At 49.1% G+C, this 21322-nt stretch carries 20 protein-coding genes; 19 read left to right on the forward strand and 1 reads right to left on the reverse strand.

Annotated elements, in window-relative coordinates; translation table 11 throughout:
• The 3 genes from HP398_RS19075 to HP398_RS19085 all read left to right on the forward strand — a co-directional run bounded on the left by HP398_RS19075 (position 1) and on the right by HP398_RS19085 (position 4678).
• On the forward strand, positions 1–1470 hold the full coding sequence (locus HP398_RS19075; protein ID WP_069850783.1) for a S41 family peptidase: 1470 nt from the start codon (positions 1–3) through the stop codon (positions 1468–1470).
• Between the two features lie 15 nt (positions 1471–1485).
• Positions 1486–2847 (forward strand): PDZ domain-containing protein, encoded by a 1362-nt coding sequence (locus HP398_RS19080; RefSeq protein ID WP_173623377.1) that lies wholly within the window; start codon positions 1486–1488, stop codon positions 2845–2847.
• Positions 2848–2968: 121 nt separating this feature from the next.
• Positions 2969–4678, forward strand: coding sequence for a hypothetical protein (locus HP398_RS19085; protein WP_017252237.1), 1710 nt, complete (start codon positions 2969–2971; stop codon positions 4676–4678).
• A 64-nt stretch (positions 4679–4742) separates the two neighbouring features.
• Here HP398_RS19085 and HP398_RS19090 read toward each other — a convergent pair whose 3' ends face one another.
• A complete protein-coding gene (locus HP398_RS19090) occupies positions 4743–5675 on the reverse strand; it encodes a flagellar hook assembly protein FlgD (protein WP_017252236.1) in 933 nt (310 codons plus the stop codon).
• A 180-nt stretch (positions 5676–5855) separates the two neighbouring features.
• On the opposite strand from HP398_RS19090, the gene uvrB reads away from it, so the two are divergent.
• The 16 genes from uvrB to HP398_RS19170 all read left to right on the forward strand — a co-directional run bounded on the left by uvrB (position 5856) and on the right by HP398_RS19170 (position 21006).
• Positions 5856–7832 (forward strand): excinuclease ABC subunit UvrB, encoded by a 1977-nt coding sequence (uvrB, locus tag HP398_RS19095; protein ID WP_017252235.1) that lies wholly within the window; start codon positions 5856–5858, stop codon positions 7830–7832.
• 15 nt (positions 7833–7847) lie between these two features.
• Entirely contained in the window at positions 7848–10715 is a 2868-nt protein-coding gene (gene uvrA / locus HP398_RS19100; RefSeq protein ID WP_173623378.1) for an excinuclease ABC subunit UvrA, read from the forward strand.
• 66 nt (positions 10716–10781) lie between these two features.
• Positions 10782–11411, forward strand: a complete 630-nt coding sequence (locus tag HP398_RS19105; protein WP_017252233.1) for an HD domain-containing protein — start codon at positions 10782–10784, stop codon at positions 11409–11411.
• Between the two features lie 33 nt (positions 11412–11444).
• Entirely contained in the window at positions 11445–11813 is a 369-nt protein-coding gene (locus tag HP398_RS19110) for a phage holin family protein (RefSeq protein WP_173623379.1), read from the forward strand.
• Between the two features lie 155 nt (positions 11814–11968).
• Positions 11969–12904, forward strand: a complete 936-nt coding sequence (hprK, locus tag HP398_RS19115; protein ID WP_017252231.1) for an HPr(Ser) kinase/phosphatase — start codon at positions 11969–11971, stop codon at positions 12902–12904.
• A gap of 15 nt (positions 12905–12919) precedes the next feature.
• Positions 12920–13423, forward strand: a complete 504-nt coding sequence (locus HP398_RS19120; protein WP_017252230.1) for an acyltransferase — start codon at positions 12920–12922, stop codon at positions 13421–13423.
• A 180-nt stretch (positions 13424–13603) separates the two neighbouring features.
• The gene (locus HP398_RS19125) at positions 13604–14779 is read left to right on the forward strand and encodes an ATP phosphoribosyltransferase regulatory subunit (protein ID WP_173623380.1); all 1176 of its coding nucleotides are present in this window, start codon (positions 13604–13606) and stop codon (positions 14777–14779) included.
• Positions 14780–14782: 3 nt separating this feature from the next.
• Positions 14783–15430 (forward strand): ATP phosphoribosyltransferase, encoded by a 648-nt coding sequence (hisG, locus tag HP398_RS19130; RefSeq protein WP_017252228.1) that lies wholly within the window; start codon positions 14783–14785, stop codon positions 15428–15430.
• Between the two features lie 19 nt (positions 15431–15449).
• On the forward strand, positions 15450–16748 hold the full coding sequence (gene hisD, locus HP398_RS19135; RefSeq protein WP_173623381.1) for a histidinol dehydrogenase: 1299 nt from the start codon (positions 15450–15452) through the stop codon (positions 16746–16748).
• On the forward strand, positions 16745–17344 hold the full coding sequence (gene hisB, locus HP398_RS19140) for an imidazoleglycerol-phosphate dehydratase HisB (protein WP_173623382.1): 600 nt from the start codon (positions 16745–16747) through the stop codon (positions 17342–17344). Before hisD ends, hisB begins: the two co-directional genes overlap by 4 nt.
• A 1-nt stretch (position 17345) precedes the next feature.
• Positions 17346–17960, forward strand: coding sequence for an imidazole glycerol phosphate synthase subunit HisH (hisH, locus tag HP398_RS19145; protein ID WP_173623383.1), 615 nt, complete (start codon positions 17346–17348; stop codon positions 17958–17960).
• The gene (gene hisA / locus HP398_RS19150) at positions 17957–18706 is read left to right on the forward strand and encodes a 1-(5-phosphoribosyl)-5-[(5-phosphoribosylamino)methylideneamino]imidazole-4-carboxamide isomerase (protein WP_173623384.1); all 750 of its coding nucleotides are present in this window, start codon (positions 17957–17959) and stop codon (positions 18704–18706) included. Before hisH ends, hisA begins: the two co-directional genes overlap by 4 nt.
• The gene (hisF, locus tag HP398_RS19155; RefSeq protein WP_017252223.1) at positions 18696–19454 is read left to right on the forward strand and encodes an imidazole glycerol phosphate synthase subunit HisF; all 759 of its coding nucleotides are present in this window, start codon (positions 18696–18698) and stop codon (positions 19452–19454) included. Before hisA ends, hisF begins: the two co-directional genes overlap by 11 nt.
• A complete protein-coding gene (gene hisIE / locus HP398_RS19160) occupies positions 19451–20095 on the forward strand; it encodes a bifunctional phosphoribosyl-AMP cyclohydrolase/phosphoribosyl-ATP diphosphatase HisIE (RefSeq protein ID WP_173623385.1) in 645 nt (214 codons plus the stop codon). Before hisF ends, hisIE begins: the two co-directional genes overlap by 4 nt.
• A gap of 159 nt (positions 20096–20254) precedes the next feature.
• Positions 20255–20821: a GNAT family N-acetyltransferase gene (locus HP398_RS19165; RefSeq protein ID WP_017252221.1), complete on the forward strand. Its 567-nt coding sequence runs from the start codon at positions 20255–20257 to the stop codon at positions 20819–20821.
• 20 nt (positions 20822–20841) lie between these two features.
• Entirely contained in the window at positions 20842–21006 is a 165-nt protein-coding gene (locus HP398_RS19170) for a hypothetical protein (RefSeq protein WP_173623386.1), read from the forward strand.
• The last annotated feature ends 316 nt before the right edge of the window (positions 21007–21322 follow it).

The raw sequence follows: 21322 nt of genomic DNA on the forward strand, positions 1-21322 counted from the left end.
GTGAGATGGAAAGGACGTACCGTAATCGCGCTTGTACTCATCTCGATGGTAGCCAGCAGTTTTATTACGATGGCGATCATGAAGACATCGGCTAGCGCCAGTTCAAGTCAAGGTGGGGCTTTAACAGCTTCCAGCATGGCGCTGTTTTCTGGGAGCGGAGATTATCCGAAAGAGTTCCAGAAGTTGTACGAGGCGTTTTCCACGATCAAGAAAGATTACATCCAAAATGTCACCAATGAGCAATTAGTAGAAGGTGCAATTGGCGGAATGGTCGGGTCGCTCGAAGATCCGTACAGTGATTACATGGACCCTCGTTCTGCTGAGGAGTTCACATCTACCCTACATTCGACTTTCCAAGGGATCGGGACAGAAGTTACGATGCAAAATGGTCGGGTAACGGTTGTTTCACCATTCAAAAACTCTCCAGCGGAGCGTGCAGGGCTGCGACCAAACGACCAAATTTTGAGTGTAAATGATGAATCTCTTGAAGGATTGGACCTGCATCAGGCAGTGACGAAGATTCGCGGGCCTAAAGGTACAAAGGCGGTTCTCAAAGTAGTGAGAGCCGGAGTGCCAGAGCCTCTTACCATCGTGTGTGTGCGGGATGATATTCCGATTGAGACGGTAAACAGTCAGATACTCGAGAAGAATGGTGTTAAAGTAGGCGTAATCAACATTACCCAATTCTCTACAGACACAGCTAAGCACTTCAAAGAACAGCTGGCTGCTCTCGAGCAGAAGGGGATTGGCGGTTTGGTAATTGACGTTCGAGGCAATCCGGGCGGGTATTTGCTGGCTGTGAAAGAAATCGGAGAAATCCTCGTACCGAATAAAGGCAAGATCGTGCAAATCGAGTATGGAAATGGCGGACAGCAAAAAGAAGAATATTTCTCGACAACAGAAGCTGCTAAGTCTTATCCAATCTCAGTACTGATTAATGGCGGAAGCGCCAGTGCTTCGGAGATTTTGGCAGGTGCCATGCGGGATAGCGGCAACTACAAGCTAGTTGGCGAGAAGACCTTTGGTAAGGGAACCGTTCAGAGTACAATGGAAATGAACGACAAGAGCCAATTGAAGCTGACGATTGCCAAGTGGGTCACGCCGAAGGGCGAATGGGTCCATAAAAAAGGCATTACACCAGACTTTGCAGTCAAGCAACCAGACTATTTCAACGCAACTCTGTTGCCGGCAGATAAAGTATTGCAGCGCGACATGGCTGGTACTGACGTGAAAAACCTGCAGCTCATCCTGAAGGGCTTGAATCTGTCCCCAGGACGAGAAGATGGCTATTTTGATGAAAAGACAGAGGAAGCAATCAAGCAGTTCCAAACCTCCAGCAAGCTTGAGGTAACTGGTAAAGTAGACGCGAAGACACGCTCTTCGCTGGAAGAAAGTCTCCGTAAAACGATGACGAAGCCAGAGAATGACCTGCAATTGCAAAAAGCTCTGGATGTAGTTACGGGCAAGTAATGAATAATCAAGAAAATGGAAGCAGGTAATTCCCTGCTTTCCGTAGAAATGATAACCACGGCAAATCAAATGCCGTGGTTTTTCTTTCTTTTAGTTGAGGTGAGGCAATTGGCGATACAGGCAGATATGCTTACCATTGCATATGGCTTTGCCGCATTTTTTATCAATCCTGTTTTCTATCTCTTTCTGGTTTTTATTTATTTGCATTATCGCAGACAGATGAACCTGGAAAGACAGCTTTTTTCTGCACGCATTCAGTCACCCTTGCTCTCGACGATACGGGCAGTAGGGATGGGCTTGGTGGGAGGCTTGCTTATTTCTCTTCTTAGTGCAGGACTCGGCGTGGTCGTACAAGCACAGGATTTGTGGATACTATGGGGATTGGCGCTTATCTTGGCGCTGATTCGTTTACGGTTTCTTTGTTTCGCATATGCTGCAGGGATTTTGGCGATTTTACACGCGATCACACAGGTCATTCCACCGGTTACGGATGTTCCTGGATTGAGCTATGTCTGGGAAATGATACGTCAGGCGAAACCTTTGCCGTTGCTTGCGTTAGTTGCGGTTATGCATCTGATTGAAGCGATGCTCGTACGCTGGAATGGTGGGCGGGACGCTTCTCCGCTATTCGTGGAAGGGCAGCGTGGTCGGATCGTCGGTGCCTATTTGCTTCATTCTTTTTGGCTGACGCCAGCCGTGTTGTTCGTACAGCTGGAGCCAGGTGCTATCAGTGGTGCATTGTATCCGGGGTGGCCGTTCTTTTCGCCGGAAGCCGCTTCATTCGGACTGATGCTTTTGCCGACGGTGACCGGGTTCTCCGATATGACGCAAACGATGACACCTTATAGAAAAGCAACGCAGGTTGCGAAAAATTTGACACTGTATGCGATTGGTTTGTTGGGGTTATGTGCTCTGGCTGTATGGTTTTATCCGTTGATCTTGCTGGCCGCGATCTTTGCACTATTCGGTCATGAGGCGTTGTTTTTCTGGAGTCAGTATCAAGAAAGAAAGCGTTCGCCTTATTTCATCCAGTCTTCACGTGGTGTAAAAGTAATGGGTGTCATTCCAGGGACGAGAGCAGAGGAAATCGGCATCACGCCCGGTGAGATTATCGTGAAAGTAAATGGCATTTCGGTGCGGGAAAAAGAAGATTTGTATCCAGCACTACAAGCCAATCCTGCCTTTTGCAAAATGGAATTACTCACGCGTGAGGGCGAGCTGAAGTTCGTACAGTGTGCAGTCTATGCGGGTAATCATCACCAGTTGGGGATCATTGTGGTTCCGGATGCAAATACCCGTGCATTTGTTGATTTGAAACGCGCCAGTGTAGTCGAGCTGATCAAGCAAAAGCTGGAGAAGCTGAATGTAGGAGCATAAGGATAGTTGGGGAGAAGGTATGCAGTCAAAAATGCATACCTTCTTTTTTTCTAGAAAAGCTTGTCCATTCGGAAACTTACTGGTGGCAGTTGCGTCTCAATGTAGGAGGAAAAAAGAGGGAGTGGGTTCGGTGTTCAAAGTGAAAAGAACGGTCTCGTGGTTTTTGTCGGGTACATTAGCTGCAGCCACAATTTTTGCCTCCCCCTTATCAGGAGTAGGCGCAACGAGTCCTGTGACCGTAGCGCAGGCTCAATCGGTTGTGGCTGTCCCGATGCACGTGACGAAAGGTGTCCAAAAGCTAGTCAAGCTTTTACCGGAGCTGTCTTCGCGCTATGTCGTTTACGGTGGCGATGTGGATGGACCTGGTGTTAGTGGGGTGGTGGTCACGTTTGCACAGTCTGCTGCTGAGGCCGAATCGTCCATGGATGATGCGATTTTCGACGGACAGACAGGGGAGTTGCTCAGACTGAATCTTACTCCGAAAATAGCAACAAAGCCTGCCTACCCGACTGAGCAGCAGGCCAAAACACGTGCGCTGGCTTTTGTCGCTGGTTTGCAGGGAACAGGTACAGGTAACGCCTATCAAGCGAGAGAGGTTTATAAAAATAAGGACCTGTTGACGGTTCGACTGGTGCGAGTCCTGAATAATGTTGTACTCGATGACGATTATGATTGTCTCGTCAGTTTTGATGCATCGGGAAGAATTGTTTGGTTTTCCACTTTTGATGGCAGGCTATACGAAAAAGTAAGTCCCGCTTCACTCCCATCTCCACAGCGCGTCATCTCTTCCGAACAAGCTGTACGAAAGTGGCAAGAAAGCCGTCCATTGGAACTTGTTTATTTATTGCCCATTCATAAGCAAAGCGATCAGGTAGAAGCAAAGCTTGCTTATGTCCTGAAAAATGGAATTATAACGCAGCGACATACAGGTAGTGCATTAGATGCCTTTAGTGGCAAACGATTAGTAACAAAGAATACCCGAGGGACAACCAATCCGCCTCAGACCATCAATGTGACAGGAACAGGTGAGAAGTGGGTAGCGCAAACAGAGTCGCAAGCGCGTGATTTGTTACGCATGTTGTTTCGAATCGAAACAGAAAAGCTGCCGCTATCCATCTACGAGGCGAGTTACGATGATGGTCCAGCCCTTCGTTATTTCATATGGGGAAATTTTGGTGAGGGGGTTCCCGATGCTGACAAGATATCACGAATGGCTACCTTTCCCGAGGGAAGCAGTAACGGCGAGCAGCATCATCTTCTCGTGACGGATGCGAAAACTGGTGAACTGCTTGAATTTTCTACGAGGGTGAACAATCCGCAATGGTCTAATGTGAAAACGGATAAGAAGCGAGATCGAATAGAAGCGGATAAGCTTTTGAAAAGACTGACTCCGTCTGGAAGCAATCAAATCCAAATAACGGAGGATGGAAATAAAAGGTACACCTCGATCGTAGCTGATCCTCTCGTGAACGGCATTCCGGTTTATGGGATCAATCAGAGTGTGGAGGATGGGATGTATACGATTCGGATCGATTCATGGACGGGTGCATGGGAACAGGTAAGCATAAACAAACCGGCCAGTGTCAAATACCCGGCCCATTCCCAAGCACTTAAAGAACAAGTGGCCATGAACCGTTTACTGCAAACCTTTCCACTTGAGCTGACCTACATCCACCAGCCGGATTACGAGAAAAACACGATTACATGGAAGCTCGGCTATGACCTTTCGTTCCGTCAAACTCGCTCGCATTGCTTCTGCGGGGGAGAATTTAAAGTAGATGATACGTTTTATGTGGATGCGATAACCGGGAAAGTGATCGTAAACGAATAGCACCCTGCAAAAGAAAAAGCCGCCTTCTCCGATTGCGAAGATGTGCGGCTTTTTGCATGGGATTCTAGGCAGTTGCTTCGAATCCTGTGATTTGGTTGAGAGCGACTTTCTTATCATCCTTGAGGACGAATTCGACTACTCCGTTTTTCATGCTGACAGCTTTGACCACGCCTGTAAGAGGCGTATTGGTAGTGGTACCGTCCGGATTCGTCTGAGACTGATTGTACGTGATGTTGTAGCCGATCATTTGCGCATAGGCAAGGGAGTTGCCCATTGTTCTGTTTTCAGGTTTCACCGTCATGCCTACGATTTCTTCGGCTTTTACGGTTGATCCATTATCCAGTTGGAATTGTGCGGTACCGTTTTTAGTGGTAAAGCCAGTGATGACGCCATTCAAGATTTCATCAACCTTGGAAACGTCGTTTTTGGTATCTGGATTGCCATCCCGGTCGACTTCCTTGGTTACTTTATAGGAAATCTCACGACCGATCATTTCCATGTACTTCACGCTGTTGTCGAGCGTATTGCCGGCCAGACCTTGCGATTCCAATCCGGAGACGTCTGCCAGCGGAATCGGTGTCGATTCGCCTGCGATACGGAAGTAGATTTTGCCTTGATCCATGTATACGGCATCAAGTACGCCTTCTTTCTTCTCCGTCTTAGTTTCTCCCGTCATCTCGTCTTTTGTAGTAAGGGAGTACGAAGCAGTACGACCTACCAGCTTTTCATACTTCTCCAAAGTGACCATGCTGTTGTTCGATTGCTCCATCAGCGTGGTCATTTTTGTGATTTTTTCTACCATGGTCAGCATACTTGTTTGCTGGATGAACTGAGAGTTGTCCATTGGGGACATAGGGTCTTGATGTTTTAACTGCTCGAGCATGAGCTTCATAAAGGCATTTTGGTCGAGCTCGGTGGTGAATTCTTTTTTGCCTTTATAGCTCAAATGAGGTTGTATATATGGGTTATTTTTAACGGTTGTTCCGGTATCTGACATGTCAATCCTCCCTGAAGGTGGCGAGTCTATCTGTGCATGTTTGCACTTCCTTCATCTTATATCGGAAAAATTGGAGGAAAGATGAAGACAAACGTTTGTTCGAATTTTGGGCTTAAACTAGCCGGAATTGTGTTATAATGGAAGTAGAAACAGTCATGCTATGAGGAGATGAACGAGGGAATGGAGCGTTTTGAATTGGTATCGGAGTTTCAACCGTCCGGTGACCAGCCGACCGCCATTGCCGAGCTGGTGGCAGGGTTGCAAGCTGGCAAGCGACACCAGACATTGCTGGGGGCAACGGGAACGGGAAAGACTTTTACGGCTGCCCAGGTAATTGCTCAGGTGAACAGGCCAACACTCGTGATGGCACACAACAAAACTCTGGCCGCTCAGCTTTGTGCAGAGTTTAAGGAGTTTTTCCCGAACAACGCGGTGGAATACTTCGTCAGCTACTACGATTACTATCAACCCGAAGCATACATTCCCCAATCGGATACGTTTATTGAAAAAGACTCGAGCATTAACGACGAGATCGACAAGCTCCGTCACTCGGCTACCAGTGCTTTGTTTGAACGCCGAGATGTCATCATTGTTGCCTCCGTCTCCTGCATTTACGGATTGGGTTCTCCTGAAGAGTATCGGGAGTTGCTCTTGTCTTTACGTGTTGGCATGGAAACAGGACGGGACGAGATTTTGCATCGTCTGGTCGATATCCAGTACACACGCAACGACATCAACTTCACGCGCGGTACGTTCCGTGTGCGGGGTGACGTCGTGGAGATTTTCCCTGCCTCAGAGAGTGAGCAGGCGATTCGCGTTGAGTTTTTTGGAGATGAAATAGAGCGGATTACTTCGATTGACGTACTGACCGGCGAGATTTTGGGACAGCGTGATCACATTGCCATCTTCCCTAAATCTCACTATGTGACGCGCGAGGAGAAAATGAAGCTGGCTGTCCAAAGCATCGAGGCCGAGCTGGAAGAAAGACTGAAAGAATTCCGTGACGCGGGAAAGCTCTTGGAAGCACAGCGACTGGAGCAACGTACACGGTATGATATTGAGATGATGATGGAGATGGGCTTTTGCTCCGGTATTGAAAACTACTCGCGCCATCTGACAGGACTGCCTGCCGGGCATGCTCCTTATACCTTGTTGGATTACTTCCCTGAAGATTTTATCGTCATGATGGATGAGTCGCATATGACCTTGCCGCAGGTTCGGGGGATGTATAACGGTGACCGCGCACGGAAGGATGTACTGGTCGATCACGGATTCCGTCTGCCTTCTGCACGCGATAACCGCCCACTCAAGTTCGAGGAGTTTGAAGGAAAGCTGAAACAAGCGATTTACATTTCAGCTACGCCGGGTCCTTATGAGCTGGAGCACAGCCCAGAAATGGTGCAGCAGGTGATTCGTCCGACAGGCTTGATTGACCCAACGGTTACGGTACGTCCGATCAAGGGACAGATTGACGATTTGATTGGCGAAATCCAAGCCACGATTGCGAAAAATGAGCGGATTCTCGTCACGACTCTGACGAAGAAAATGTCTGAGGATTTGACGGACTATCTGAAAGAAATCGGAATCAAGGTCCGCTATCTTCACTCGGATATTAAAACGATTGAGCGGATGCAGATATTACGTTCATTGCGCTTGGGTGAGTTTGACGTGCTAGTCGGAATCAACCTCTTGCGGGAAGGCTTGGACTTGCCGGAAGTATCGCTTGTGGCGATTTTGGATGCAGACAAGGAAGGCTTCCTGCGCAATGAGCGTTCGCTGATTCAGACGATTGGTCGGGCTGCGCGGAACTCAGAGGGACGCGTTATCATGTACGCGGACAAAATGACAGATTCGATGACCTCTGCGATTCGAGAGACAGAACGTCGTCGCTCCATTCAGATGGCTTACAATGAAGAGCACGGCATCACGCCGCAAACCGTGAAAAAGTCCGTCCGCGAAGTGATCGAGGCGACCAAGGTTGCGGAGGAAAAAGCAGATTACTTGCCACATGCAGACTTTAAGAAAATGCCGAAGAAGGATCGCGTGGCTGTTATAGAACGTATGGAAGAAGAAATGAAGGAAGCGGCACGCAACCTTATGTTCGAGCGTGCGGCCGAATTGCGTGATTTGATTCTTGAGCTGAAGGCGGAACTCTAAGGAGAGGTTTTTTTCATGCCATTAGAACATATTGTCGTAAAGGGTGCACGTGCCCACAATCTGAAAAATATTGATGTAGTCATTCCGAGGGACAAATTCGTCGTTCTGACGGGTTTGTCTGGCTCGGGTAAGTCCTCGCTTGCTTTTGACACGATTTACGCAGAGGGACAACGACGCTATGTCGAGTCTCTGTCTGCATACGCCCGTCAATTTCTTGGGCAGATGGACAAGCCGGACGTGGATTCGATTGAGGGACTTTCCCCTGCGATCTCGATTGACCAGAAAACAACGAGCCGCAACCCTCGCTCCACGGTAGGTACGGTTACGGAAATCTACGACTATTTGCGCCTTTTGTATGCGCGTGTTGGGAGAGCGGTTTGCCCGGAGCATGGCATCGAGATCCAATCTCAGACCATTGAACAAATGGTCGATCGACTATTGGAGTATCCTGAGCGCACGAAAATGCAGATTCTCGCGCCGATGGTACAAGGACGCAAGGGAGAGCACGTCAAGTTGTTCGAGGACATCCGCAAGCAAGGTTTCGTCCGTGTGCGGGTCAATGGTGAAATTACCGATCTGTCTGAAGACATCAAGCTGGAAAAGAACAAGAAGCATAACATTGAGGTTGTCGTTGACCGGATCGTCGTGAAGCCGGATGTACAGGCGCGTCTCGCAGACTCCTTGGAAACGGCACTTCGCTTAGCAGATGGCAAGGTCATCGTCGATGTAATGGAGCAAGAAGAGCTGCTGTTCAGTGAAAAGCATGCTTGCGCGATTTGTGGATTCTCCATCGGGGAGCTAGAGCCGCGGATTTTCTCCTTTAACAGCCCGTTTGGTGCTTGTTCGGAGTGTGATGGACTGGGTGTCAAGTTGGAGGTAGACCCGGATATGGTCGTTCCCGATGCGACGAAGACGCTCGATGATGGGGCGATTGGCGCATGGGAGCCGAAGACTTCTACTTACTATCAACAATTGTTGGAATCAGCTTGCCGCCACTTTAACATTCGGATGGATGTGCCATACGAGGAGCTTACAGCAGCGCACCGACAAATCTTGATGTACGGCAGTGAAGGCGAAAAAATTCACTTCCGCTATGAGAACGAGTTCGGGCAAGTGCGTGAGGCGGTCGTACCGTTCGAGGGTGTCGTCATTAATCTGCAACGACGTCATCTGGAGACGAGCTCAGATTACATCCGTGAACAAATCGAAGGCTTCATGAGCCAAAAGGCGTGTCCTGTCTGCAAAGGCCAACGTTTGCGTCAAGAGAGCTTGGCGGTAAAGGTCGGGGAGCGCAGCATTTCCGAGCTGACTACGCTGTCGATTCTCGATGCGCATCAGTTTGTCGGTGGGCTGGAACTGACAGAGCGGGAAACGAAGATCGCGAACCTGATCGTAAAAGAAATCAAGGCGCGACTGAACTTCTTGATTGATGTCGGACTGGATTACTTGACGCTGAGCCGTGCGGCGGGAACATTGTCCGGGGGAGAAGCGCAGCGGATTCGACTGGCTACGCAGATCGGCTCTAGTCTGATGGGCGTTCTCTACATTTTGGATGAGCCGAGTATCGGACTACATCAGCGGGATAACGCGCGTCTGATCAAGACGCTGGAGCATATGACCAAGCTGGGGAATACATTGATCGTCGTCGAGCATGACGAAGATACGATGATGGCTTGCGATTATATTATTGATATTGGACCGGGCGCCGGCATACATGGCGGTCAAATTGTCGCGGCAGGAACACCGGATGAAGTCATGAAGGACCCTAACTCCCTGACTGGTGCCTATTTGAGTGGGCGCAAATTCATCCCTGTTCCGATGGAGCGTCGCAAGCCTTCGGACAAATGGATCAAGATTGAGGGTGCGAAGGAAAACAACCTGAAAAACGTCACTGCGAAGCTTCCTTTAGGCGTTTTTGTTGCCGTAACAGGTGTATCTGGTTCAGGAAAAAGTACATTGATCAATGAAATTTTGCAAAAGACACTGGCTCGCGATTTGAATAAGGCAAAGGTGAAGCCAGGGGAGCATCGTCGCATCCTAGGACTGGAGCATCTGGATAAGGTGATCGACATCGACCAATCTCCAATTGGACGTACACCGCGTTCCAATCCGGCGACATATACAGGTGTCTTTGATGATATTCGCGACCTGTTTGCTTCCACCAACGAAGCCAAAGTGCGCGGCTATAAAAAAGGTCGCTTCAGCTTTAACGTCAAGGGTGGCCGTTGTGAAGCGTGCAGTGGTGATGGGATCATTAAAATCGAGATGCACTTTTTGCCGGATGTGTATGTGCCTTGCGAAGTTTGCCATGGCAAACGCTACAATCGCGAGACGCTCGATGTAAAATACAAAGGCAAGAACATTGCAGATGTGCTGGAAATGACCATTGAGGATGGCGTAGAGTTTTTCCGCAACCTGCCAAAGATTGAGCGCAAACTACAGACGATTGTAGACGTAGGGCTAGGATACGTAAAGCTTGGGCAGCCTGCTACGACGCTCTCTGGCGGGGAAGCGCAACGCGTCAAGCTCGCTTCTGAACTGTATCGCCGCAGTACAGGACGTACGCTTTACATCCTGGATGAACCGACAACGGGTCTGCATACAGATGACATTGATCGTTTGTTGAAGGTATTGCAACGATTGGTTGAAAACGGTGAGACGGTTCTTGTCATCGAGCACAATCTCGACGTGATCAAAACGGTTGACTACATCGTGGATTTAGGACCAGAGGGCGGTACTCGCGGTGGAGAGATTATCGGAACGGGCACACCTGAAGAAGTGGCCAAACTAGAAGGCTCTTATACGGGTATCTATTTGAAGCCGATTTTGGAACGAGATAGAGAACGGACGAATGCCAAGCTAGAGCAATTCGTTTCGAAGTAATCAAGAGATAGCCTCCCTGATCCAGGGGGGCATCTTTTCTAGGTGGACGTAAAGGGGGAGGAAAAGATGGATTACGTGAAGGATTCTCTTGCCGCACTACCTGCCGATCTGGTGGCAGAAGCACAGAAGCGCTTTGATGGACAAGATCCTGCACACGATTGGCAGCATAATTTGCGTGTGATGGCGATGTGTGAGCGGATTGGTCGCGAGGAAGGGGCAGATATGGAAGTGCTGCGCCTCGCTGCTTTGCTGCATGACATCGGGAGAGCAGAAGAACGGCAAACAGGAGAGTGCCATGCCGAAATCAGCGCAAGACTAGCAGGGGTATGGCTCTCCGAACGCAGTATGACGGAAGAATTTATCTCACGTGTACAGTCTACAATTCTCGCCCATCGTTTTCGCAAAGAACGACCTCCACATACTTTGGAAGAAAAGGTCTTGTTTGATGCCGACAAGCTGGATTCGATTGGGGCTATTGGAGTGGCTCGGGTTTTTGCTTATACTGGGGTTATTGGGCAACCCATACAATCGGATGATCCCAATCAGCATACACCGTATAAGGAATACACTTGGAAGCTGCAGCGCATCAAAGACAAGCTTTTCACCAAGACTGCCCAGAAAATCGCCGAAGACAGGCATCGATTCATGACAACGTTTTTTGAGCAATGGGAATGGGAAGTAACGGGGATTCGTTAATCGTTGCGCAAGACTGTATAGGGGGAATGCACCATGAGCCGCTGGATAATCAAAATGCTTTTAAATGGGGCTGGGCTACTTCTGATCAGCAAGTGGTTCCACTCCATTCATGTCGCGAATTTCACAGTAGCACTATGGGCTACGTTGATATTGGGGATGGTCAACACCGTGATTCGGCCGATTCTCCTGTTTTTTACTTTTCCCTTACAAGTATTGACGATCGGTTTGTTCTGGTTTGTCATTAATGCTGTGACGTTTGCGTTGACAGCCTACTTTATTGATGGATTTGAAGTGGGGCCATGGCCTGACAACATTGGGACTGTCATCGTGGCAGCAGCACTGATGAGTATTTTTGGCTACCTCATTGAAGTTGTGGTAGGGATGAAAAGAGAAAAGAGATAGTATGTTCGAAAAAGCCCCGTATTCTCTCAAACGAGTCGCGGGGTTTTTGCCTAATAAGGATGCTCGGTCTTATTAGGTTGTCGTAAGTACAGAGGTTTCGATACAATAGAGACACAACCATAGGGACGGAAAATCCCATGTGAGGGGGAAGATTCATGCGTAAGACGAATGTGAGCCATCTAGTGGACCATTTCAATATGACGATCTTGAGCGGGGAAGAGGGCTTGGGGCGTGAGATTACCGTAACGGATTTGAGTCGTCCCGGCCTGCAGTTAGCCGGTTACTATTCGTACTTTGTGGAAGAGCGAATTCAATTGTTCGGCTTGACGGAAATCAACTTTTTTCAGACGCTGACCCCAGAGGAACGGCTGGAACGGATGAATTTTCTCATGCAAAGTCAGGTTCCTTGCTTCTGTGTGACCCGTAATCAGATGGTGCCTGAAGAGATGATTAACGTTTCCAATCGGTTGGGGGTACCTGTACTTCAGTCCCCGCTGGCAACGACGACGCTAGTCGGGAAAGTGACCAACTTCCTGGAGAATCGTCTTGCACCAACGACGACGATTCATGGGGTACTCACAGACATTTATGGCGTCGGCGTTTTGATTATGGGATCGAGCGGGATCGGGAAGAGTGAAGCCGCACTTGAGCTTGTAAAGCGCGGACACCGACTCGTAGCAGATGACGCAGTGGAGATTAAGCAGACACAGGGTGGGCAGCTAAGTGGTAGCGCTCCTGAGCTGATTCAGCATCTCTTGGAAATCCGCGGTGTGGGGATTATCAACATTATGACGATGTTTGGTGCTGGTGCCGTGCGCAATGTGAAAAACATCGAGATGGTTGTTCAGCTAGAGCTGTGGGAGCCACATAAAATGTACGAGCGGTTGGGGCTCGATGAGGAAACATTGAAGATCATGGATACCGAAATTCCGATTATTACCGTTCCTGTTCGACCAGGACGAAACTTGGCAGTCATCATTGAGGTTGCAGCGATGAACTTCCGTCTGAAACGGATGGGTTACAACGCAGCAATGCACTTCACACGCAAACAGTCGAATGCCATTTTAGAAGATGCCGATTCTGACTTGTAGGAGAAAGAGACGCATATGAGGAAGACAACACGTTATCCCGTAAATGGGGTAAATCCGCTTTGGCACATGTATCGAACGGTAAGCTTCTGGAAAGTCATGAAAAATTTCATCGTCATCCAACTCTCGAGATATACGCCGATTGTTTCATGGAAGAACTGGATGTACCGCACATTTTTGCGTATGGAAGTAGGCCAGCATAGTGCGGTTGCGCTGATGGTGATGATGGATATCATGTTTCCGGAGAAAATCAAGATCGGCCGTAATTGCGTGATCGGGTACAATACGACCATACTTGCGCATGAATATTTAATAGATGAATACCGTTTGGGAGAAGTGATTATTGAGGATGCTGTCCTAGTGGGGGCCAACACTACTATTTTGCCTGGAGTAACGATTGGCAAAGGGGCCATTGTCGCAGCGGGTACGGTTGTTCATAAAGATGTCCCGCCTGGTGCCTTTGTAGGTGGGAACCCCATGCAGCTTATTCGAATGAAAGCTTCAGAGGAAGAAGTCATGTAGCGTCTCTTCCATTGTGTTCAGCCGTCAGGTGCTTATCCTGGCGGTTTTTGTTTTGTGTTAAATTTTCCGACTATTCTTATCTTGGTTGACCTAAGATTCTCGTCGTGGTAATCTTCTTCATAACACTTTAGTTTGTTACCATATTAGCAGAGTAAAGCAAATGCAATGGAGGGAACAAAGATGGCAAAGCCGTTGGGATTCGAAAAGCCGCTCGGGATGCGGGATATACTGCCGGAATCACTGGCGAAACAACGGCACTTGGAGCGGGAGCTGCAGCAGTGTATCGAGAGATGGGGCTATGACGAAATATCCACACCCTCTCTGGAATACTTCGATACGGTAGGAGCAGCAAGTGCGACATTAACAGACCGGATGTTTCGCCTCTTGGATAAACAAGGCCACACCGTAGTCCTGCGTCCGGATATGACAACGCCAATTGCAAGGGTTGTTTCCTCCCTTTATAAAGATGTTGCATTGCCAATTCGGTTGTATTACCAGGCAAATGTGTTTCGGGCACAAGAAAAGGAAGCGGGACGGAATGCAGAGTTTTCTCAAACCGGGATCGAGCTAATCGGAGATGCGTCTGTCGATGCGGATGCAGAAGCCATTGCGCTTGCTGTGTTTTGCTTGCGGGCAGCGGGTGTGGAAACATTCCGCATTGCCATTGGGCATGTTGATTTCGTAGACGGTCTTTTGGAGGAAGAGATTGAGGATGAGCCTATTCGCAATCAATTCCGACAGTTTTTGTACGAACGGGACTTCGTTGGCTTCCGGCAGCTACTCGCGACAGTAGACATCCCTACGGAGGCAAAAAGCCGATTGGAATCCTTATTGCGCCTGCAAGGGGGAAAAGGGAAGATTGAGGTCGCCCGCGAACTGGCAGGCAAGGGAAAGGCAGGGAGGGCAGTCGAGACGATTGCTTCCTTGTGGGAGTCGTTAGAAGCCTACGGGGTGACCGAAGATTTGTTGATTGATTTCAATCTGATCATCAATTTGAACTACTATACAGGCGTTGTTTTCGAAGGGTACGCTGCGGACTTGGGCTCCCCACTATTGGGCGGAGGACGCTACGATCAATTGCTCTCCCAATTTGGGCGTGCTGCATCCGCCACAGGCTTTGCGATCAAGATGGATCGGCTGCTTCAGGTCACTCCTTTGGTAAAAAGGCAAGCACATGCTCGCGTGTTGCTTGTTTACACGGAGGATTGCCGCAGTGCCGCTTTGGCAGAGGCACAGCAATTGCGTGAGGACGGGCTCGTAGTGGTGACACGTCTCGTCTCCAAAATAGATGAGAAACAGGTTGGCCAAGAAGCGGGATTTACCAAGGTCATTTGCATAACACAACAGGGGGAGTAGGAGATGGCACTTACGAAAAACGACCAAAAGCTGACGATCGCCATGCCAAAAGGGCGGATTTTTGAAGAGGCCGTCCACTTCCTCCAGCAGGCTGGTTTGCAGGTTACTGCGGATTTACAAGATTCTCGTAAACTGATCATTCCTGTGAAAAATGCCAAGCTCGAATTCATTATGGCGAAGCCTACCGATGTTCCTACTTATGTCGAATATGGGGTGGCTGACGTTGGTGTGGTTGGCAAGGATGTTTTATTGGAAGAAGAACGAGATGTTTACGAGCTGTTGGATTTGCATATCGGCTATTGTCGCATGATGGTAGCGGGTCTACCAGATTGGAAACCGACGGAAGCGCTGCGTGTTGCGACGAAATATCCGAAGATTGCGTCACGTTATTTTCGTGAGCAGGGACAGCAGGTTGAAGTAATCAAGCTGAATGGTTCCGTAGAGCTTGCACCGATGATTGGACTGGCTGATCGTATTGTGGATATTGTCTCAACAGGTAGGACATTGCGGGAAAATGGCTTGGTCGAACTGGAGAGCATTTGTGAAATTACGACGAGGCTGATTGCCAATCGAGCCAGCTATCGGATGAAAAGTGAAGCGGTGGATGAGATCGCTGGAAAATTTTTAGAGGTCGTTCCTCGCGGGAACTAGAGAAAAAGGGGAGACAACCATGCGTATCATGTCAGCTAGCCAGTATGACGGGAAACGATCGGTAGACGCAGGGACGAGAGAACAGCAAGAAGCGGTGAAGGCGATCCTCACCTCGGTTCGCCAGCAAGGGGACGAAGCGCTGCGCTATTACACGGAACGATTTGATCGTGTGCTTCTACAAAACTTCCGGGTGAGCGAAGGCGAATTTGCAGAAGCAAGCGAGCTTGTTTCTCCACAAGTAAAGGCAGCATTGAAGGAAGCAGCCGAAAATATTCGGGCATTTCACGAGCGGCAAGTGCGTCAGTCCTGGTTTACCACCAAAGAGAGTGGCACATTGCTGGGCCAACTGATACGTCCGTTGCAGCGCGCTGGATTGTATGTACCAGGCGGAACGGCAGCTTATCCTTCCAGCGTACTGATGAATGCCATCCCTGCGAAAATCGCAGGTGTTCCAGAAGTCGTCATTACGACACCACCAGGAGCGGATGGGAAAATCAACCCTGCGATACTCGTTGCGGCCCAAATTGCAGGTGTGACCGAGATATACAAGGTAGGTGGGGCACAGGCAATCGCGGCACTGACCTACGGAACGGAGCAAATCAAGGCGGTTGATAAAATCGTTGGGCCTGGCAATATTTTCGTGGCACTGGCAAAGCGAGAAGTATTCGGATTGGTCAGTATCGACATGGTGGCAGGGCCAAGTGAAATTGCGGTGATCGCAGATGAAACGGCCAACCCGCAATACGTTGCGGCAGACCTGTTGTCTCAAGCTGAGCATGATCCGATGTCAGCCGCTATATTGGTTACGACATCACAATCGTTGGCGGAGCAGGTGTCACAGGAAATCGAGCGACAGCTTGCCGATCTTCCACGCAAATCGATTGCGGAAGCGGCGATACGCGACTACGGCGCTATTGTACTCGTCGACGATTTGGACGAAGGGTTTGCTGTCATCAACCGTATCGCACCTGAGCATTTGGAAATCATGATGGCGGAGCCGTTTGAGCATCTCGGAAAAGTGGAAAATGCAGGTGCGATTTTCCTTGGTCCATACAGCTCAGAGCCAGTCGGCGATTATTTTGCCGGTACCAATCATGTGATTCCTACGAATGGAACGGCGCGATTCTCCTCGCCATTATCTGTCGATGATTTTATCAAGAAGTCGAGTGTTGTTTCCTACAGCAAGCGAGATTTGCGAGACAATGGACATAAAATTGTGGCACTGGCAGAGCAGGAAGGATTGTCTGGGCACGGTCGAGCTATCCTTGCGCGATTGCGAGATTTTGAGACCGAAGAGCAGGAGAGTGAAAAGAGATGAGTGAAGGGAAACAACGTGCAGCACAGATCGAACGCAATACGAATGAGACGCAGATCGCGCTTTCCTTTGCTGTAGACGGCGCGGGTGAGAGCAAGCAAAATTCGGGTGTTCCATTTCTGGATCATATGCTAGACCTGTTTACCCGACACGGACATTTTGACCTGACTGTCAAGGCAAAGGGAGATATCGAAATCGACTATCACCACACGGTGGAGGATATCGGGATTTGTCTTGGGCATGCTCTGCGGGAAGCGTTGGGAGACAAGAAAGGCATCAAGCGTTATGGAAATGCGTTTGTCCCGATGGATGACGCGCTAGCGCAGGTCGTCATTGACATCAGCAACCGTCCTCATCTGGAATATCGCGCTACGTACCCTACGAATATGGTTGGTCAGTTTCCGACGGAGCTGGTACACGAATTTTTATGGAAGCTCGCACTGGAGGCGCGGATCAATCTGCATGTGATCCTGCACTACGGTCACAATACGCATCACATGATCGAGGCGATTTTCAAAGCGCTGGGCCGTGCACTGGATGAAGCGACGACGATCGATCCGCGTGTAAAAGGGGTCCCGTCAACAAAAGGGGTTTTGTAACATGATCGGCATCATCGATTACGGCATGGGGAATTTGTACAGCTTGAGCAAGGCGTTGGAAAGGCTGGGCTATTCGTACGAGTTCGTCTCTCAAGCAGAGCGTCTACAGCAATATAGCGGGTTGATTTTGCCGGGAGTCGGGGCGTTCGGGGATGCTATCGCCAACATACGTGAGCTTGGATTAGAGCAAGCGATCAAGGGATACGTAGTAACAGGTCGTCCAATCTTGGGCATTTGTCTCGGTATGCAGCTCTTATTTGAGAAAAGTGCGGAGCATGGCGAGCATACGGGCTTGGGACTGCTCGGTGGTGAGGTCGTTCGTTTTCGCGGGGATTACAAGGTACCGCACATGGGCTGGAACCAACTGATGATAAAGCAAAAGCAACCGTTACTAAACGGTGTGCAGGATGGCGATTACGTTTATTTTGTCCATTCGTATCATGTCCTGTGCCAGTCTGATGTCTTGCTTGCGACGAGTGACTATCACCAGGAGGTCACGGCCATTGTGAATCGTGACAACGTATATGGTATGCAGTTTCACCCGGAAAAGAGCGGAGAGACAGGAATGCTGCTGCTGCGTAACTTTGCCGTTCAATGCGAGGGGGTTTTGACATGAGCTTTATCGTTTATCCGGCGATCGATATTCGCGGGGGCAAGTGTGTTCGACTTTTCCAAGGAGATTACGGGCAAGAGACAGTGTACGCTGATTCGCCGCTCGCGATGGCGAAGCGCTGGGTAGAACAAGGGGCGTCCTGGGTTCATCTCGTAGATTTGGATGGGGCAAAGGAAGGCAAGCCTGCAAATGCAGCGCTCATCAAAGAGATAGCGCGCTCGATCCCTGTACCCGTGCAGGTTGGAGGCGGTATTCGAACAGAAGAGCAGATCGCGGACTATTTGGAATCAGGTGTCGCGCGAGTGATCGTCGGGACTGCTGCAATCGAAGACGAGCCTTTTACGAAGCGAATTCTTCAAAAATATGGGGACAAAATCGCGATTGGTCTGGACTGCCGGAATGGGCTGGTGGCTACCAGAGGTTGGTTGACCACGACAGATGTGCTAGCGACAGTGCTTGCCAAGCGGTTGGTTACGTATGGTGCCGAGACGTTTATTTACACCGATATCGCCCGTGATGGCACGATGACAGGACCCAATGTAGAAGAAATTGCAGCATTGGCGATGGCTACAGGTAAATCGGTGATCGCCTCGGGAGGCGTCAGCCAACTGGACGACTTGGTGACGCTGGCTGCCCGTGCTTCAAACGGAGTCTCCGGCGCTATTGTTGGCAAAGCACTCTACACGGACGCTTTTACATTGGAAGAAGCGCTCCAGCGTATGGAGGGGCGTGAATCGCATGCTGGCTAAACGAATCATCCCGTGCCTCGATGTAAAAGACGGTCGGGTGGTAAAAGGCGTGCAGTTTGTCGGACTTCGCGATGCAGGAGACCCGGTTGAACTGGCAAAGAAGTATAGCGAAGAGAGAGCAGACGAGCTGATCTTTCTCGACATTTCTGCGTCCCACGAAGGGCGCAAGACGATGGTGGATGTCATCGAAAAAACGGCTGCAAATATTACGATTCCTTTCACGGTTGGTGGTGGCATTAACAGCGTCGACGATATGAAAAGGATATTGCGTGCGGGTGCGGACAAAATCTCTTTGAATACAGCGGCTGTTTTGCGTCCGGAATTGATCCGCGAGGGAGCGACGGTCTTCGGCTCACAATGTATCGTCGTGGCGATCGACGCGAGAAGTGTCGGGGAAGATCGCTGGGAAGTGTATACCCACGGTGGACGGAATGCGACGGGGAGAGACGTCATCCGTTGGGCGCAGGAGGCAGAGGCGCTCGGAGCGGGCGAAATCCTTTTGACCAGCATGGACGACGATGGAGAAAAGAAAGGCTTTGGACTCGAATTGACCAAGCGGGTATCAGAAGCGGTCGGAATTCCGGTCATTGCTTCTGGTGGAGCGGGCTCAAGGGAGCATTTTTACGATGTGCTGACGCAAGGAAAGGCAGATGCCGCGCTTGCCGCTTCCATTTTTCACTATGACGAGACGTCGATTCACTCGGTGAAAGAGTATTTGCAAACCAAAGGAGTTGTCGTACGACCATGACAGGAGCAGAAGCATTTGCAGTGGAAAAATTGCGTTTTGACGAAAAGGGTTTGCTTCCTGTCATCGTGCAGGATGCCGGAAGCAAGACAGTTTTAACGCTTGCCTATATGAATGAAGAATCGCTACAAAAGTCATTAGAGACCAAAGAAACATGGTTTTGGAGCCGTTCCCGACAACAATTGTGGCACAAGGGTGAGACCTCGGGTCATACGCAGCGGATCGTTTCCATGCGGTATGATTGCGACGGAGATGCACTGGTTGTGATGGTCGAGCCGAACGGGCCTGCTTGCCATACGGGAGCTTACAGCTGTTTCTCGCAGGAAGCTCTCACCGATACAGATGAGGAGCCGGTACAAGCAGATCGGTTTGCAATCTTGGGTGAGCTCGAAGAACTGATTGCTGCGCGGGAGGCAGAGCGTCCGGAAGGCTCCTATACTACCTACTTGTTCGAAAAAGGCGTAGACAAAATCCTGAAAAAGGTCGGGGAAGAGGCTGCCGAGGTCATTATTGCAGCGAAAAATCGAAGTCGTGAGGAGCTGCGGTATGAGGCTTCTGATCTGATCTTTCACTTAATGGTTTTGTTACGGGAGCAAAAGCTGCCGCTGGATGAAGTGCTGACGGAGCTTCAGAGGCGTCGTTAACAAATAAAGTAATAACCACCTCTGTTTCCAGAGCGTGGTTTTTTTGTTAGAATAATCGGTATCTTACTGCGAAAGGTGTGGTGACCATGAATAAATTCAAGTTCACTTCAAACCAAAGAGACTCCATTTTCAAACACCAATCGAAGGGTAGGATACCAAATGATCAAAGGGAATTTAGTAGAATTACGGCCAGTTATTGCTGAGGATATGGAGAGACTGTTCCATTGGCGCAACGATGAAGAAGCGGCCAAATGGGCAGCGGGCTCAAGTCTGGTAACCTATAGTTATGTTTCGCTCGACTCACTGAAAGCCATGTATGAGGAAAACGTTCGTGCTTCACGGCTGGATGATAAATTAAAGAGGTTTGTATTCTCTGTCTATACCTTGGACGGAGAGCACATTGGAAATTGTGATTACCGAGATGTGAATCCAATTACGAGGGCCGCAACAATTGGCATTGCGATCATGGCAAAAGAGTATTGGAGCAAAGGCTACGGTACAGATACGTTGCGCCTCCTGCTCGACTTCCTCTTTTCCAAGTTGAACTTGAATCGGGTGCAGCTGGATACGTGGAGCGGAAATACGCGTGCCATTCGCGCTTATGAAAAATCAGGCTTTGTGATAGAAGGCCGACTGCGCCAAAATGAATATGTAGATGGGCAGTATTATGACACCATTATGATGGGGCTACTACGTGAAGAGTTTTATCAGCGAGCGAAGGAATAGGTCCCTGTTGTCGAAAATTCATGAGGCACTCAGGATTAGGCTTAAAGCTGGCTAATATTATTTTAATGATGGGCTTGGGAAGCTTGTTTATGACTTTGCTGTTTATGATGATTGCTTCTATCATTTTGGGGATGGATTTCCTGCAAGCTAGCAAGAAAAGAAATGGATATGTCGTTCAAGCTTGAAAATAGTAGAGATAATTAATAGAAAGAGCGAGATAGGATTCTCGCTCTTTTTCCTTTCGTATCGCGGTATTTTAGCTGTTGCTCGTTTATCGGTAAAAAAACTTTTAAAAACACTCTTGATTTAGAGTTTTATATGTGATAGATTATTCCTTGTCGCCAAGAACGACGACAAAATACGAGAAAAGAAAACGAGATTCGATAAAAAACTTCTTGACTCGCAAATAACGAACGTGATAAGATATAAAACGTTCGACAAAAAATGTTCTTTGAAAACTGAACAGCGAAAGCGTTAATGAGTCTATCATTAAATGATTTG

Source organism: Brevibacillus sp. HB1.4B, assembly GCF_013284285.1.
GTDB lineage: Bacteria > Bacillota > Bacilli > Brevibacillales > Brevibacillaceae > Brevibacillus > Brevibacillus porteri.